15 protein-coding genes are annotated in these 13,873 nt (G+C 76.2%); 12 read left to right on the top strand and 3 right to left on the bottom strand.

Annotated elements, in window-relative coordinates; genetic code table 11:
- The first annotated feature begins 48 nt into the window (after positions 1 to 48).
- Positions 49 to 1,572 carry an FAD-dependent oxidoreductase gene (locus tag BDZ31_RS09620; protein ID WP_183341478.1) on the top strand — a complete coding sequence of 508 codons (1,524 nt, stop codon included), beginning with the start codon at positions 49 to 51 and terminating at the stop codon, positions 1,570 to 1,572.
- Between the two features lie 163 nt (positions 1,573 to 1,735).
- On the opposite strand, the gene BDZ31_RS09625 is transcribed toward BDZ31_RS09620, so the two are convergent.
- Entirely contained in the window at positions 1,736 to 2,401 is a 666-nt protein-coding gene (locus tag BDZ31_RS09625) for an HAD family hydrolase (RefSeq protein WP_183341480.1), read from the bottom strand.
- Positions 2,402 to 2,536: 135 nt separating this feature from the next.
- Here BDZ31_RS09625 and BDZ31_RS09630 point away from each other — a divergent pair, with 135 nt between their 5' ends.
- From BDZ31_RS09630 to BDZ31_RS09645, 4 genes are all read left to right on the top strand, one after another.
- The gene (locus BDZ31_RS09630; protein WP_183341482.1) at positions 2,537 to 2,944 is read left to right on the top strand and encodes a hypothetical protein; all 408 of its coding nucleotides are present in this window, start codon (positions 2,537 to 2,539) and stop codon (positions 2,942 to 2,944) included.
- Between the two features lie 218 nt (positions 2,945 to 3,162).
- Positions 3,163 to 4,929 carry an acyl-CoA dehydrogenase family protein gene (locus BDZ31_RS09635; protein WP_183341484.1) on the top strand — a complete coding sequence of 589 codons (1,767 nt, stop codon included), beginning with the start codon at positions 3,163 to 3,165 and terminating at the stop codon, positions 4,927 to 4,929.
- Positions 4,929 to 6,068 (top strand): crotonase/enoyl-CoA hydratase family protein, encoded by a 1,140-nt coding sequence (locus tag BDZ31_RS09640; protein ID WP_221242971.1) that lies wholly within the window; start codon positions 4,929 to 4,931, stop codon positions 6,066 to 6,068. The genes BDZ31_RS09635 and BDZ31_RS09640 overlap by 1 nt, the downstream gene beginning before the upstream one ends.
- Positions 6,065 to 6,829, top strand: coding sequence for a TetR/AcrR family transcriptional regulator (locus BDZ31_RS09645; RefSeq protein ID WP_183341486.1), 765 nt, complete (start codon positions 6,065 to 6,067; stop codon positions 6,827 to 6,829). Before BDZ31_RS09640 ends, BDZ31_RS09645 begins: the two co-directional genes overlap by 4 nt.
- A gap of 167 nt (positions 6,830 to 6,996) precedes the next feature.
- On the opposite strand, the gene BDZ31_RS09650 is transcribed toward BDZ31_RS09645, so the two are convergent.
- Entirely contained in the window at positions 6,997 to 8,166 is a 1,170-nt protein-coding gene (locus BDZ31_RS09650) for a VLRF1 family aeRF1-type release factor (protein ID WP_183341488.1), read from the bottom strand.
- Positions 8,167 to 8,255: 89 nt separating this feature from the next.
- Here BDZ31_RS09650 and BDZ31_RS09655 point away from each other — a divergent pair, with 89 nt between their 5' ends.
- From BDZ31_RS09655 to BDZ31_RS09680, 6 genes are all read left to right on the top strand, one after another.
- A complete protein-coding gene (locus tag BDZ31_RS09655) occupies positions 8,256 to 8,669 on the top strand; it encodes a helix-turn-helix transcriptional regulator (protein WP_183341490.1) in 414 nt (137 codons plus the stop codon).
- A 209-nt stretch (positions 8,670 to 8,878) separates the two neighbouring features.
- On the top strand, positions 8,879 to 9,289 hold the full coding sequence (locus BDZ31_RS09660) for a VOC family protein (protein ID WP_183341493.1): 411 nt from the start codon (positions 8,879 to 8,881) through the stop codon (positions 9,287 to 9,289).
- 73 nt (positions 9,290 to 9,362) lie between these two features.
- On the top strand, positions 9,363 to 10,235 hold the full coding sequence (locus tag BDZ31_RS09665) for a DivIVA domain-containing protein (RefSeq protein WP_183341495.1): 873 nt from the start codon (positions 9,363 to 9,365) through the stop codon (positions 10,233 to 10,235).
- A 30-nt stretch (positions 10,236 to 10,265) separates the two neighbouring features.
- Positions 10,266 to 10,826: a GyrI-like domain-containing protein gene (locus BDZ31_RS09670; RefSeq protein WP_183341497.1), complete on the top strand. Its 561-nt coding sequence runs from the start codon at positions 10,266 to 10,268 to the stop codon at positions 10,824 to 10,826.
- Between the two features lie 35 nt (positions 10,827 to 10,861).
- Positions 10,862 to 11,761, top strand: a complete 900-nt coding sequence (metF, locus tag BDZ31_RS09675; RefSeq protein ID WP_183341499.1) for a methylenetetrahydrofolate reductase [NAD(P)H] — start codon at positions 10,862 to 10,864, stop codon at positions 11,759 to 11,761.
- Positions 11,762 to 11,821: 60 nt separating this feature from the next.
- The gene (locus BDZ31_RS09680) at positions 11,822 to 12,745 is read left to right on the top strand and encodes a DUF5996 family protein (protein ID WP_183341501.1); all 924 of its coding nucleotides are present in this window, start codon (positions 11,822 to 11,824) and stop codon (positions 12,743 to 12,745) included.
- 21 nt (positions 12,746 to 12,766) lie between these two features.
- Here BDZ31_RS09680 and BDZ31_RS09685 read toward each other — a convergent pair whose 3' ends face one another.
- Positions 12,767 to 13,111: a hypothetical protein gene (locus BDZ31_RS09685; RefSeq protein WP_183341502.1), complete on the bottom strand. Its 345-nt coding sequence runs from the start codon at positions 13,109 to 13,111 to the stop codon at positions 12,767 to 12,769.
- Between the two features lie 79 nt (positions 13,112 to 13,190).
- Between BDZ31_RS09685 and BDZ31_RS24535 the strand changes: the two genes are divergently transcribed.
- Positions 13,191 to 13,802, top strand: coding sequence for a TetR/AcrR family transcriptional regulator (locus tag BDZ31_RS24535; protein WP_246344876.1), 612 nt, complete (start codon positions 13,191 to 13,193; stop codon positions 13,800 to 13,802).
- Positions 13,803 to 13,873: the final 71 nt, after the last annotated feature.

Raw genomic sequence — 13,873 nt, forward strand, 5'->3', positions numbered from 1 at the left:
GGCGAGGGTCCGCCGTTTGACGCCGGCCGCGCCGGGCACGGTCTCGCCGTGAGCAGACGAGTCCTCGTGCTCGGCGCCGGCCACAACGGCCTCGTCGCCGCGATCCACCTCGCCGAGCACGGACTCGACGTCACCGTGCTGGAGCACGCGCCGCGGCCGGGCGGCGCCTCCTCCTCGACCGCGGCGACGCTGCCCGGCTTCGTCCACGACCATTGCGCGGCGTTCGTGCCGATGAGCGCGGTCTCGCCGGCGCTGACCGAGCTGGAGCTGGAGCGCGAGGGGCTGCGGTGGGTCGTCCCGCCGCTCGTGCTGGCCCACCCGTTCGAGGACGGCAGCGCGATCGCGCTCCACCGCGACGTCGGCGCGACGGTCGCCTCGCTCGGCCGCGCCGGCGCCGGCTGGGAGGCGGCGATGGAGAGGCTGCTGCCGCTCGTCGGCCCGCTCACCCGCAGCATCCTGTCGCCGATCCCTCCCGGCCCGTCGGCGCTGCGGCTCGCCGCCGGGCTCGGGCGCGACCTGCCGGAGTGGACGCGGCGGATGCTCGGCTCGGTCGAGGCGCTCGGGCTCGACCTGTTCGACGGCGACCGACGCGCGACCGCATGGCTGGCGGGCTCCGCGCAGCACTCCGGCCTGCCGCCGTCGACGACCGTCAGCGGCGCCTTCGGCTTCCTGCTGCAGCTGATCGGGCACAGCCACGGCTGGCCGTTCCCGCGCGGCGGGATGGGCGAGCTGGCCGGCGCGCTCCTCGCCCGCGCCGAGCGCGCCGGGGCGCGGATCCGCTGCGGCGCGACGGTGGCGCGGATCGAGACGCGGCGCGGCCGCGTCGCCGGCGTCCTGCTGGCGAGCGGCGAGCGGATCGCCGCCGACGCCGTCCTCTCGACGGTCAGCGCGGGCGTACTCGTGCGGCTGCTGCCGGACGGGGCGCTGCCGACCCGGCTCGACCGCCAGCTGCGGCGCTGGCGCTACGGCACCGGCGCCTTCAAGCTCGACTACGCGCTGTCGGCGCCGGTGCCGTGGGCGGCGGAGGAACCGCGCGGCGCCGCCGTCGTGCACGTCGGCGGGGAGCTGGCGGCGCTGAGCGCCGCCGCGCAGGCGGCCAGCCGCGGCGAGGTCCCGGAGCGGCCGGCGCTGGTCGTCGGCCAGCAGACGCTGTTCGACGACACGCGCGCGCCGGCCGGGCGCCACACGCTCTACGTCTACGGCCACGTGCCGGCCGCGCGGCCGGAGGTCTCCGACGAGGAGCTGGCCGGGCGGTTCGAGGCGCAGCTGGAGCGGTTCGCGCCCGGCTTCCGCGACGTCGTGCTGGCGCGGGCGATCCGCTCGACCGAGCAGAGCGAGCGCGAGAACCCCAGCCTCGTCGGCGGCGACCTCGCCGGCGGCTCCTACGAGCTCGACCAGCAGATGATCTTCCGCCCGGCGCTGCGGCTGATGCGCTACCGGGCGCCGCTGCGCGGCCTCTACGTCGGCGGCGCCTCGACCCATCCTGGCGGCGCCGTCCACGGGATCAGCGGCCGCGCCGCCGCCCGCGCGCTGCTGGCCGATCTGCGCCTGCGGCCGTGGCGGACGCGCTGAGGCGCCGCATGCGTCGCCCCCGCCTGCTGCGGGCGCCGTTCGCGGCGCGGCGCCGACCGCCGTGCGCCGGGGCGCCGTTCGCCGCGCGGGGCGGCGCCGACCGCGGTGCGCCGGGGCGCCGTTCGCCGGCGGGGCGGCGCCGACCGCGGCCGGGTCGCGTCGGCTACCGCGCGAGCGCCTCGTCGAGCCGGACGGCCAGCTCGGCGGCGTCGTCGCAGACGAACGCCGCGCCGGCGTCGCGCAGCTCGTCCGCCGCGAAGCCGCCGCTGAGCAGCCCGATCGCCGGGATGTCGATCCGCGCGGCGGCGTGGCAGTCCCAGACGCTGTCGCCGACCAGCAGCGCGGGGCCGCGGCCGGCTCTCTCCAGCGCGACCTCCAGCAGCTCCGGCGCCGGCTTCGTCTCCTCGACGTCGGCCGAGGTCGTCCAGCCGTCGAGCAGATCGGAGGCGTCGAGCAGCTCGAGGTAGCGGTCGAGCTCCTCGGCCTTGCCGGAGCTGGCGAGGACGACCGTCAGGTCGCGCCGCTTCAGCGCCTCGATCAGCTCGCGCCCGCCCGGCAGCACTCTCGCCTCGTCGATCAGCTCGCCGTAGCGTTCGGTGTGGGCGTCGCGGATCGCGTCGCCGCAGGCCGACTCGACCTCCTCGCCGGCGACGTGGGCGACGTACTTGTCGCCGCCCATCCCGACGGCGCGGTGCAGTCGCGCCGCCGGCAGCTCGAGGCCGGCGGCGGCGCGGAAGGCCCGTTGCCACGCGATCGCGTGCAGGTAGTTGGTGTCGACGAGCGTGCCGTCGACGTCGAGCAGCACGGCGCGGATCGGGGTGGCGTCCATGCGCTTGGAGCTTCCCCGCGCCCCTTGCACCCAACCGCCCGACGCGCTCGCGGGCCGGTCGACCCGTCGCGGCCGGCGTCGCACCGGCCTCCGGCGCGACGGTTGGCGCCGCCGCCGTCCGGGTAGCCGAGGGCCATGCGACTGCTCGTCCTCGTCGAGGAGGCGATCTCCGCGGAGCTGCTGCGCAGCGTCACGAGCGACCTGGCGCCGGACGCGGAGGTGCTCGTCGTCGCGCCGGCGACGACGCGATCGCCGCTGCGCTTCTGGGTCTCCGACGTCGACCGCGCGATCGAGCACGCAGAGCGCACCGAGGTCGAGACGGTCGAGCGGCTGACCGAGGCCGGCATCGACGCCTCCGGCGAGGTCGGAGACAGCGAGCCGCTCGTCGCCGTCCAGGACGCGCTGGCGACCTTCCCGGCCGACCGCATCGTGATCGTCGGCCATCCGGAGGGCCGACGCGACTACCGCGAGGACGGCGGCCTCGCCGCCGAGGTGCGCGAGCGCTTCGGCATCCCCGTCGACGTCGGCACCGTCGCCGGCTGAGCGCCCGGCGCCCATGCCGCCCGCGTCCGGCCCCCTCCCCCTGCTTCACGGTCCTTTGTCATCCGGTGCACGCTGAGCCGGCATTGGATGACACAGGTCCGCTCGCGGACCGATGTGAACCGTGATTCACGCCGGCGCGGTATGGTGAATCCCGGTTCACGCGGGCCCGGCCGCGGGGCCGGACGGGGCGATCGAGCGATCCGGGACGGAGGAGCGGGATGAGCACGACGACCGAGCCGACCTCGACCGAGCCGACGCGCGACGCCGCGGCCGCTCCCGACCGCGACGCGCCGGGCGGCGCCGCGCCGTCCGCAGCCGCGCCCGCCGGCGCCGACGCCGCGCCCGCCGGCGCCGCGCCGTCCGCCGCCGACCGCTCCGCCGCCGCGCGGCGCGTGCTCAACCAGGCGCCGCCGCTGCACCCGGTCAACTTCTACGACGTCGACCTGCCGCTGAAGGAGGCGCTCCACCGCGAGGGCGGCGCGTGGGGCGAGGAGCGGGCACAGGAGATCGGCGCCGCCGCCGGGACCGTCGAGGCGCGCGAGCACGGGATGCGCGCCGAGCGCAACGAGCCGGTCCTCACGCCCTACGACCGCTGGGGCAACCGCGTCGACACCGTCGAGCTCGACCCCTCCTGGCATTGGCTGCTGCGCGGCGGGATCGAGCGCGGACTGGCCGGCCTGCCGTGGCGCGAGCCGAGAGCGGGCGGCCACGTCGTCCGCGCCGCGCTCTTCAACCTCTGGACGAACGCCAACGGCGGCGTGATGTGCCCGATCTCGATGACTTACGCGGTCGTCCCCGCGCTGCGCGACGGCGCGCCGGCGCTGGCGGCCGAGTGGGAGGAGCGGCTGACGCGCCCCGACTACGACGGCGGCGCGATCGCCGGCATGGCGATGACCGAGCGCCAGGGCGGCTCCGACGTCCGCGCCAACATCACGACCGCGACCCCGGTCGGCGGCGGCGACTACGAGCTGTGGGGCCACAAGTGGTTCTGCTCCTATCCGCCGTGCGACGTCTTCCTCGTGCTGGCGCAGGCGCCGGCCGGCCTCTCCTGCTTCCTCGTCGAGCGCGGCCCGGGGATGGAGTTCCAGCGCCTGAAGGACAAGCTCGGGACGCGTTCCCTTCCCTCCTCCGAGGTCGAGTTCCGCGGCATCCGCGGCCGGCTCGTCGGCAGCGAGGGCGGCGGCGTCAAGGCGATCATCCGGATGGTCAACCACACGCGGCTCGACTGCCTGATCGGCTCGACGATCTCGATCCGCCGCGGCACCGTGGAGGCGATCCACCACGCCCGCCACCGCGCCGCCTTCGGCGCGAAGCTGGTCGACCAGCCGGCGATGCTGAACGTGCTCGCCGACCTGGCGCTCGAGTCGGAGGCCGCCACCGCCGTCTCGATGCGGGTCGCGCGCGCCTACGACGAGGACGACGCCGCCTTCCGCCGCCTCGCGACCGCCGTGATGAAGTACTACGTCTGCAAGCGCTCCTCGCCGCACGCCAACGAGGCGCTCGAGTGCCTCGGCGGCAACGGCTTCGTCGAGGACTCCGGCCTGCCGCTGCTCTACCGCGACGCGCCGCTGATGTCGATCTGGGAGGGCTCCGGCAACGTCGCCGCGCTCGACGTGCTGCGGGCGCTCGGGAGGGAGCCCAAGGGGCTGCCGGCCTTCCTCGCCGAGTGCGCGCTCGCGAGCGGCGCCGACGCCCGCTTCGACGCCCACCTCGCCCGCGCCCGCGGCCAGGTGGAGGCGCTGTTCGCGGCGGAGGACGCCAGGTCTGTGGAGGAGCGGCTGTACGAGAGCCAGTTCCTCGCCCGCCGGATCGTCGAGGACCTCGCGGTCGCGCTGCAGGGCTCGCTGCTGCTGCGCCACGCCCCGCCCGCGGTCGCGGACGCCTTCTGCGCCGCCCGCCTTGGCGGTGAGGGCGGGCGCGTGTACGGCACGCTGCCGGCGGGCGTCGACGCCCGCGCGATCGTCGACCGGGCGCTCCCGGCGTGATGAGCCGAACGGCCGGAGCCGGCGGCGCGGGCGCGGGCGGCGGGGGCGCGGCCAGCACGGGCGCGGACGGCGCGGGCGTGGGCGGCGGGGGCGCGGCCAGCACGGGCGCGGACGGCGCGGGCGCGGGCGGCGCGGGCGCGGGCGGCCGCGACGCGGACCGCGCGGACGGCGCGGGCGCGGGCGGCGCGGGCGCGGGCGGCCGCGACGCGGACCGCGCGGCCGGCGCCACGCTCCGCACCCTCCGCTACACCGTCGCCGACGGGGTCGGGCGGATCGTGCTCGACCGGCCCGAGCGCGGCAACGGGATCACGCCGCTGCTCCTGCACGAGCTGGAGCGGACCGTCGAGCACGCCGACCTCGATCCGGCGGTGCGGGTGATCGTGCTGAGCGGCGCCGGCACCGGCTTCTGCGGCGGCTACGACCTCGTCGAGGCGGCCGAGGGGGCGGCGGCCGTGTCGGAGGCGGTCGGGGCCCCGCCGCCGGGCGCGCCGACCGAGCCGGCGGTCATCGCGCGCAACCACGACCCTTCGCGGCCGTGGGACCCGCTCGCCGACCACGCGATGATGAGCCGCAACGTGCGGGCGTTCATGTCGCTCTTCCACGCGCAGACGCCGGTCGTCTGCAAGGTCCACGGCTTCTGCGTCGCCGGCGGCACCGACCTCGCGCTCTGCTCCGACCTGCTCGTGATCGCCGCCGACGCGAAGATCGGCTACCCGCCCGCGCGCGTGTGGGGATCGCCGACGACGGCGCTGTGGGCCGACCGGATCGGCGCCCAGCGGGCGAAGCGGCTGCTGTTCACCGGCGACTGCCTGTCGGGGAGCGAGGCCGTCGAATGGGGGCTCGCGATCGAGGCGCCGGAGCCGGAGCGGCTCGACGAGCGGGTCGAGGCGCTGGTGCAGCGGATCGCGCGGATGCCGGCCAGCCAGCTGGCGATGATGAAGCTGCTCGTCAACCAGCAGACGATGGCGCAGGGCCTCCACGCGACCCAGCTGATCGGGACCGTCTTCGACGGCATCGCCCGCCACACCGACGTGGGCTACGCCTTCCAGCGGCGGGCGGCCGAGGCCGGCTTCCGCACCGCGGTCCGCGAACGCGACGAGCCGTTCGGCGACGCCGGACTGTCGACCTTCAAGGGATGAGCACGACGCCCGACACCACCGCCGCCGCGCCCGACACGACCGCCCCGAGCGCGGGCGCAAGCGGCGCGGCCCCGGGCGCCACGGGTACGGGCGGCGCGGGCGCGGGCGGCGCGCGCACGAGCGGCGCGGGCGCCACGGGGGGCGGCGCGCGCACGAGCGGTGCGGCCCCGGGCGGCGCCGCCGCGAACGCCTCCCCCACGCGCGAACGGCTCCTCCTCGCCGCCCGCGAGGTCGTCGAGGCGCACGGCTACGGCGGCGCGTCGGTCGCCGCGATCGCCGCCCGCGCCGGCGTCGCCAACGGGACGCTCTACCGCCACTTCCCGTCGAAGGCGGACCTGTTCGTCGAGGTCATCCGCGACGTCTGCGACCGCGAGATCGCCGCGGCGACCAAGGCGGCCCTGACGGCCGACGACGCCGTCGGCAAGATCGACGCCGTGCTCGTCAACTTCGCCCGCCGCGCGCTCGCAAACCCGCTGCTGGCGTGGGCGCTGATCGCCGAGCCGGTCGACCCGGCCGTCGAGCGGGTGCGGCTCGAGTACCGCCGCACCTACACCGGCCACATCGCACGGCTGGTGCGCGCCGCGATACGCCAGGGCCAGGCGCCGCCCCAGGATGCCGCGATCGCCGCGGCGGCGCTGGTCGGCGCCGGCAACGAGGTGCTCGCCGGCCCGCTCTCGCCGTTGGCCGGCGAGGAACACGACCCGTTCGCGGCGATCGAGACGCTGCGGACCCTGTGCCGCCGCGCGCTCGGCGCGGCCTGACCGCCGGCTCGGACCGCCGGCGCGGCGCGACCCGACCGCCAGCGCGAACCGCCCGCGCGGCGCGGCCTGACCGCCGGCTCGGCCGCGCATTGGCTTTCTGCACGTCTTGAGCACGTGCGGAAAGCCAATGCGGAGGCGGGGCGGGCTGCACACCACGCGCCGGCGGCTCACCAGCGCAGCCGGGCGAGCATGCCGTCGGCTCGCGCGAGCGGCGGCGAGTCGGCGACCGCGACGGTCATCACGCCGGCGTCGGAGGCGATCGCGGCCTCGACCGCGCGCTCGCCCGCGAGCTCGGGCGACGCGCCGGCGAGGACCGTCTCCGCCACCTCCGGCAGCGGCGACGCCGCCGGCACGTGGAGCGGGTCGAGCACGAGCCGCTCGACCCGCCGCTCGGCCAGCGCCGCGAGCACGGCCGGCGGCCCCGACGCCGCGTCGGGCCCGGCCGTCTCGAGCTGCTCGGCGAACGCGAGCGCGCGGTGGCGGTGGAGCGCTTCGAGATGCGGCTCGACCCGCTGGGCGACCTCCGCGGCGGTCAGCGCGAGCAGGTTGAGGTCGAGGTCGAGCTGGACCCGTTCGCGCGCCGGCGGCGGCAGCTCCATGTGGAAGCGCGGCGCCAGCCCGTCGCCGGCCAGCAGCAGCACTCGCTCCCAGCCGCCCGAGACGATCCGCTCGCCGACGGCGGTCGCGGCGGAGGCGATGAAGCGGTCGCGCTGCGCCTCCTCGCGCGCCTCGACGTGCGCCTCGTGGGTGACCGTCGGGCGGTTGCGGGCCGGGCCGGCCGAGCCGCGGTACGGCCGCCAGTCGCTCTGGTCGATCTCCAGCTCGAAGTCGGCCGCCTCGTCGATCCAGCCGTGCGCCCATTCCAGCAGGCGCACGTTCTCGTGGCCGACGAGCACGATCCCGGCCGGCGCGCCGCGTGCGACGAGGTCGACGAGCGGCGAGACGAACGGGCGCGCGTCGAGCCGCACGAGGTCGCCGGCGAGCGGGAGGCGCGAGGCGAACCGCTCCTCCAGCGAGCCGTCGAGCGCGACGAACCACGCGACGCCGCGGCCGAGCTGGGCCGGGTCGAGCCCCTCGGCCTCCGCGAGCAGCCGCTCGTGCAGGTCGCGGAAGGCGAGGCGGGCGTCGCGGTCGTCGCCGCCCTCGAGCTGCTCGGCGACCTCGCCGAGCCCGCTCGTCAGCGCGGCGCGCCATGCCGGCGCCGCACGCGTGTTGGCCGGGTCGCGCGGATCGGTCCGCAGGTAGACGCTCACGACGGGCGCGTCGCCGTCGACCGCCGCGAGGCGCTGCAGCGCGGCGAGGTCGGGGAGCTGCCGGGTCTGGTCCGGGGGCGTCATCTCGTTCGTCCCTCCTGGTGCGGCGGTCGGGTGCCGGCGTGTCGCATTCGTCGTACCCGTCCGGCCGCCTCCCGGCTACGCTGCGCCCGATGCGGATCGACGAGCTGGCTCACCTCCGCCGCGCGCGCGACCTGATCGACCGCGACTACGCGCAGCCGCTCGACGTGCCGGCGATGGCGCGCGCCGCGCTGATGGCGCCCTCGCATTTCTCGCGCAGCTACCGCGAGGCGTTCGGCGAGACGCCGTGGCAGCACCTGCAGATGCGCCGGATCGAGCGGGCGCAGGCGCTCCTGCGCGACGGCGAGCTGACCGTCACCGAGGTCTGCCTCGCCGTCGGCTTCACCAGCCTCGGCTCGTTCAGCGCGCGCTTCCGCGAGCTGACCGGCACGACCCCGAGCGCCTACCGCGCCGGCACCGAGCCGGCGACCGACGTGCCGCCGTGCATGGCGCGGGCGCTCGGCCGCGGGGTGCGCGTGCCGCCCTCCCGCGCCGCCGCCGGCTGACCGGCCGCGCCCCGCGCCCCGCGCCCCGCGCCCGCGGCCGCGTCCCGCGCCCCGCGGCCCCGCGGCCCCGCGCCCCGCGCCCGCGCCCGCGGCCGCGCCCCGCGCCCCGCGCCCGCGGCCCACGGCCCACGGCCCGCGCCCCGCGCCCCCGCTCCGGCCAAGCAGGATCGGAGAAGCCAGCCGTCCGGGCCGCGCCTAGCATCGCCGCCATGGCGATCTCACTCAACCATTCGTTCCTCTTCGTCCACGACCAGGACGAGGCGCTGGCGTTCTACACCGACCTGCTCGGCCTGGAGCTGCGCAGCGACGCCGACATGGGCCACATGCGCTGGCTGACCGTCGGCGCCCCGGGCCAGGACGACGTCCAGCTCGGCCTGCTCGCCGTCGGGCCGCCGTCGCCGCCGGCCGACTGGGACACGCTGCGCGAGCTGGTCGCGAAGGGCTCGATGCCGGCGCTGATCTTCCGCGTCGACTCGTGCGCGGAGACCTTCGAGCGGCTGCGCGCCGGCGGCGCCGAGGTGCTGCAGGAGCCGGTCCGGCAGTCCTACGGCGTTGTCGACTGCGCATTCCGCGACCCGTCGGGGAACATGGTGCGCTTCAGCGAGTACCTCGACGGCTGAGCCGCCGCGAACGTTCGATTGCACCCAGGTGAAGTTCGATTGGGGTGTCGCCGCGACGGGGAAATAGCCACACGTGGCACTCGAATTCGACGACAGAGCGAACCGCCCCAAGGACCCTCAGCCGACCGAGGAGATGACGGCGCCGTTCGCGGAGGTTCCCGAATGGGAGGGCGACCCGGACGCGGGCGCCGCCTCCTCCCCCCGCGCCGAGCCCGCGCCGACAGGCGCGGGCCCCGGCGAGGAGGCGCAGGCCGGCACGGCGCCCGGGGCGGCCGCCGATCCGGCGCTTCCCGGACCGGAGCCGGAACCCGCGCCCGCGCCTGAGCAGGCGCCCTACGAGACCGTCGAGCAGGATGCGCTCGCGGTCCCGCCGGCCTCGACGCCGACGCGCTCCGACGCGGTCGACCCGCAGCTGGACGCGCTGCGCGACGCCACCTTCCCGGTCGTCTGGCGCGGCTACGACGTGCAGGCTGTCGACGACTACGTCGCGGCGGTCGAGGCGGCGCTGGAGCGGTTCGAGGAGCGCACGACGCCGACGATCGCCGTCCAGCGCGCGCTCGATCGCGTCGGCGAGCAGACCGCGGCGATCCTGCGGCAGGCCGAGCAGGCCGCCGACGAGACGACGAGAGCGTCGCGCGCCCGCGCCGACGACCGGCTCCAGCGCGCCGAGCGCGAGGCGGCCGCGCTGCACGAGGCGGCCGTCGCTCGCGTGCGGGCGCTCGACGACGACGTCGAGCGGCTGTGGCAGGAGCGGCAGCGGCTGATCGACGCGACGAAGGCGCTGGCCGGCCAGCTGCGGACCGTCGCCGAGGACGCCGAGTCGCGCTTCCCGCCCGCGGCACCCGAGGCGCCGGAGGCTCCCGAGGGACCCGAAGGCTCCGACGCGCACGAGGCGCCCGCGACGCCCGCGCCGCCGTCGGCCGAGGAGGACGACCGCGAGCGATGAGTTCGGCGGCCGCTGCCGGTCTGCACCTGCATGACCACTCAGCAACCTGACCTGCTCGCCGCGAGCACGCCCCCGCGCATCGAGGAGCGGCCGGCGCAGCCGTACGTCGCGCTCCACGCCGAGGGCGACGTCGACGACTTCCGCGCCACCGTCGACGAGATCTTCCCCGCGCTGTTTGCCTGGCTCGGCGAGCACGGCGTCGAGCCGGCGGGCCCGCCGTTCATGAGCTATCCGCTGTACGAGGAGGGCGGTCGCTTCGTCGTCGACGTCGCCGCGCCGCTCGCGACGGGCGCGCAGGTCGCCGGCGACGGCCGCGCCCGCGTCGACTTCCTCCCCGCCGGCCGCTGGCTCGTCTACGACCATCGCGGCGCCTACCGCGCGACGACGGCCCGGTGGGAGGGCCGGGACCTCGCCGCCGCTCACGAGCTGGTGATCGCCCACGCGCTCGACAACCGGCTGCGCTTCGCCGGCGAGCAGAGCGACGACGGCTTCCGCTTCGAGGCGCGCGTCGAGCGCTACCTCGCCGGCCCGCCGCAGATCGACGACCCGGCCGACTGGCGGACGGAGCTCGCCTTCCTGCTGGCCGACTGACCGCTTCGCGGGCTGTCGCTTGCGACACTGCGGCGATGGCCCGCATCGAACAGACCTTCAGCAGCGCCGTCGAGCCGGTGTTCTCATTCGAGTTCTTCCCGCCGAGATCGCCGAGAGGCGTCGAGAACCTCGAGCGGGCGCTGCGCGACCTGCAGCCGATGGCGCCCGACTACGTCTCGGTCACCTACGGCGCCGGCGGCTCGACACGCGAGGGGACGATCGAGTGCGTGCTGAGAATCAAGCACGAGCTGGGCCTGGAGGCGATGGCCCACCTCACCTGCGTCAACGCGACGGTCGACGACCTGCGCGCCGTGCTCGACCGGATGCGCGACGGCGGCGTCGAGAACGTGCTCGCGCTGCGCGGCGACCCGCCGCGCGGCCAGACGCGCTGGACGAAGACCGACGGCGGTCTCGAGTTCTCGCGCGAGCTGGTCGAGCTGATGGTCGGCGAGTACGACTTCTCGATCGGCAGCGCCGCCTTCCCCGAGACGCACATCCACGCGACCTCGCCGGAGGACGACCTGCGCCACCTGAAGGCGAAGGTCGACGCCGGCGCGAGGTTCCTGATCACGCAGATGTTCTTCGACAACCGCTTCTACTTCGACTTCGTCGAGCGGGCGCGCGCGATCGGGATCGACGTGCCGATCGTGCCGGGCGTGATGCCGATCCTCTCGATCGACGGCGTGCGGCGGATGAGCGAGCTGTCGGCGGCGCACATGCCGGCGGGTCTGCTGCGCGAGCTGGAAGCCCGCCGCGGCGACGACGAGGCGGTCGCCGAGCTGGGCGTCGCCTACGCGACGCTCCAATGCTCGGAGCTGCTCGCCCGCGGCGCGCCCGGGATCCACTTCATCACGCTCAACCGCTCCCCGGCGACCCGCGCGATCCTCAGCGCCCTGCGGCTCACGCGGCCGTGGGAGCGGCATGCCGGCGGCTGAGACGGTTCCCGTCCCGCCGGCGCTTGTCAACCTCCCCCGCCTGCGGGTATGGGTCAGGGCATGTCCTCCTCCTTCCCGGCGCTCGCGCCGTACGAGACGTGGAGCGCGACCTGCGACACGCTCCACGCCCACACGCAGGTGCTGGGCAAGCTGGCGGTCGCGCTCGCCCCGCCCGAGCCGCAGCTGCAGCATGCCGCGCTGCGCCTGACCACTCGCGGCTGGGAGACGCTGCCGCTCCCGGCGCCGAACGGCTCCGGCGCGGTCTCGGCGACGCTCGACCTGCGGGTCCACGAGGCGGTCGTCGAGCACAGCGACGGGCGCCGCCGCCACTTCCCGCTCGGCCCCGACCGGCCGGTCGGGGCGGTCGCGCGCCAGCTGCTCGACGCGGTCCGCGAGCTGGCCGGCCCGGTCGCGATCGACCCGACGCCGCAGGAGGTGACGTGGACGGTCCCGCTCGACGAGGACGAGCAGCACCGCACCTACGACCGCGACGCGGTCGAGGCCTACTTCGCCGCCGCGACGCGGGCTGCGCTGGTGCTGGCCGAGTTCCGCGCCCCATACCGCGGCCGCTCGACGCCCGTCAACGCCTGGTGGGGGTCGTTCGACCTCGCCGTCAACCTCTTCTCCGGCGAGCCGGCCGACCCGCCCTCCGACGACTTCCTGATGCGCAACGCGATGGACAGCCAGGAGGTCGCAGTCGGCTGGTGGCCCGGCGACGCGCGCTACGGCCGGCCGGCCTTCTACGCATACGCCCACCCGGCGCCGGCCCACTACGCCGACGGCGTCCTCTCCCCCGACGCCGCCCGCTGGGACGCCGAGCTGGGCGAGTTCGTGCTCGACTGGGAGGCAGTCGCCGCCAGTCCCGACCCGCACGCCGCCGCGCTCGACTTCGCCCGCTCGGCCTTCCGCCACTCCTGCCAGGCATGCGACTGGGACCCGTCGCTGCCGGAGAGCGCGATGGGCACCCCGCCGCCGGTGCGGTGAGGGTCGCGGCCGACGGGCCGCTCAGCGTCTCAGCCGCGTGCGGGCGTGGGCGATGTTGACGACCGCGATGCTGATCCAGACGACGATCGTCGCGAGCGTCCCGCCGAGCGCGCCGAGCGGATCTGCCGCGGCGACGAAGACGACGCCGAGGCCGATCGAGCCGAGCGCGATCAGCACCGTGACGGCGTCCTGGGCGAGCGTCGGGACGCGCCGGTCGAGTTGGTGCTCGATCTGGCGGTCGAGCCGTTCGATCAGCGACGCGGCGAGCGCGTCGTCGTAGTCGCGGCCGAGCTCGGAGCCGGCCGCCACCGCCGCGCGCACGTCGTCGGGCGCGACCGAGTGAGCCGATGCGGATGAGGTGGACATGCCGAACGAGAATACTAGACGGAGTCTGGATTTCGACTCCGTCGTGGCGAACGTCGACCGCCACTACACTCCCCGGGCGATGACCGGACTCCGCGAGCGCAAGCGCAGAAGGACCTTCACCGCGATCCACGACGCCGCGATGCGGCTGTTCGCGGAGCGGGGCTACGCCGACGTCACCGTCGCCGAGATCGCCGAGGCGGCCGAGGTCAGCCGCGCGACCGTCTTCACCTACTACCCGGCGAAGGAGGACATCGTCCTCGGCGAGGCGCCGGTCGCCCTCGAGGCACTGCAGGCCGCGCTCGCCGACGCCGGAGACCAGGCGGCCGTCGTCGCCGCGGTGCGCGCCTGGCTGCGGACGCTCGTCGGCTGGGTCGAGCCCGACCTCGTCCTGCAGGTCGACCTCGCCGCGCAGGTGCCGGCGATCGCCGCGGCCCGCTCGCGGCTCCTGAGCGAGATCGAGACGACGATCGCGACGGCGCTCGCGCGCACGATGGAGGGCGACCGCCCGCTCGCAGCGCGGCTGGTCGCCGGCTCACTGACCTCCGCGCTCGTCGCCTGCGAGCAGGAGGCGGCGCAGCGGATGAAGCGCACGAGAAGAGCGCTCCCGGCGGCCGAGATCGACGCGCTGCTCGACGCCGCGGTCGCCTTCGTCGACGGCGGCCTCGCCAGCCTCGCCGCCGCGTCGCGCTGAGCGCCGCGCCACGGGTGCCAGCCCGACGGGCTTGCAGCGGATCTCGGGGGATAACCCCCGGAATTCGGCTA

This window comes from Conexibacter arvalis (assembly GCF_014199525.1).
GTDB lineage: Bacteria > Actinomycetota > Thermoleophilia > Solirubrobacterales > Solirubrobacteraceae > Conexibacter > Conexibacter arvalis.

Coding starts and splice junctions, on each gene's coding strand:
- BDZ31_RS09625 (WP_183341480.1), bottom strand. CDS start 2,401: ATGGACGCCACCCCGATCCGCGCCGTGCTGCTCGACGTCGACGGCACG.
- BDZ31_RS24535 (WP_246344876.1), top strand. CDS start 13,191: ATGACCGGACTCCGCGAGCGCAAGCGCAGAAGGACCTTCACCGCGATC.
- BDZ31_RS09655 (WP_183341490.1), top strand. CDS start 8,256: ATGCGGATCGACGAGCTGGCTCACCTCCGCCGCGCGCGCGACCTGATC.
- BDZ31_RS09635 (WP_183341484.1), top strand. CDS start 3,163: ATGAGCACGACGACCGAGCCGACCTCGACCGAGCCGACGCGCGACGCC.
- BDZ31_RS09670 (WP_183341497.1), top strand. CDS start 10,266: ATGACCACTCAGCAACCTGACCTGCTCGCCGCGAGCACGCCCCCGCGC.
- metF (WP_183341499.1), top strand. CDS start 10,862: ATGGCCCGCATCGAACAGACCTTCAGCAGCGCCGTCGAGCCGGTGTTC.
- BDZ31_RS09630 (WP_183341482.1), top strand. CDS start 2,537: ATGCGACTGCTCGTCCTCGTCGAGGAGGCGATCTCCGCGGAGCTGCTG.
- BDZ31_RS09685 (WP_183341502.1), bottom strand. CDS start 13,111: ATGTCCACCTCATCCGCATCGGCTCACTCGGTCGCGCCCGACGACGTG.
- BDZ31_RS09680 (WP_183341501.1), top strand. CDS start 11,822: ATGTCCTCCTCCTTCCCGGCGCTCGCGCCGTACGAGACGTGGAGCGCG.
- BDZ31_RS09660 (WP_183341493.1), top strand. CDS start 8,879: ATGGCGATCTCACTCAACCATTCGTTCCTCTTCGTCCACGACCAGGAC.
- BDZ31_RS09640 (WP_221242971.1), top strand. CDS start 4,929: ATGAGCCGAACGGCCGGAGCCGGCGGCGCGGGCGCGGGCGGCGGGGGC.
- BDZ31_RS09645 (WP_183341486.1), top strand. CDS start 6,065: ATGAGCACGACGCCCGACACCACCGCCGCCGCGCCCGACACGACCGCC.
- BDZ31_RS09650 (WP_183341488.1), bottom strand. CDS start 8,166: ATGACGCCCCCGGACCAGACCCGGCAGCTCCCCGACCTCGCCGCGCTG.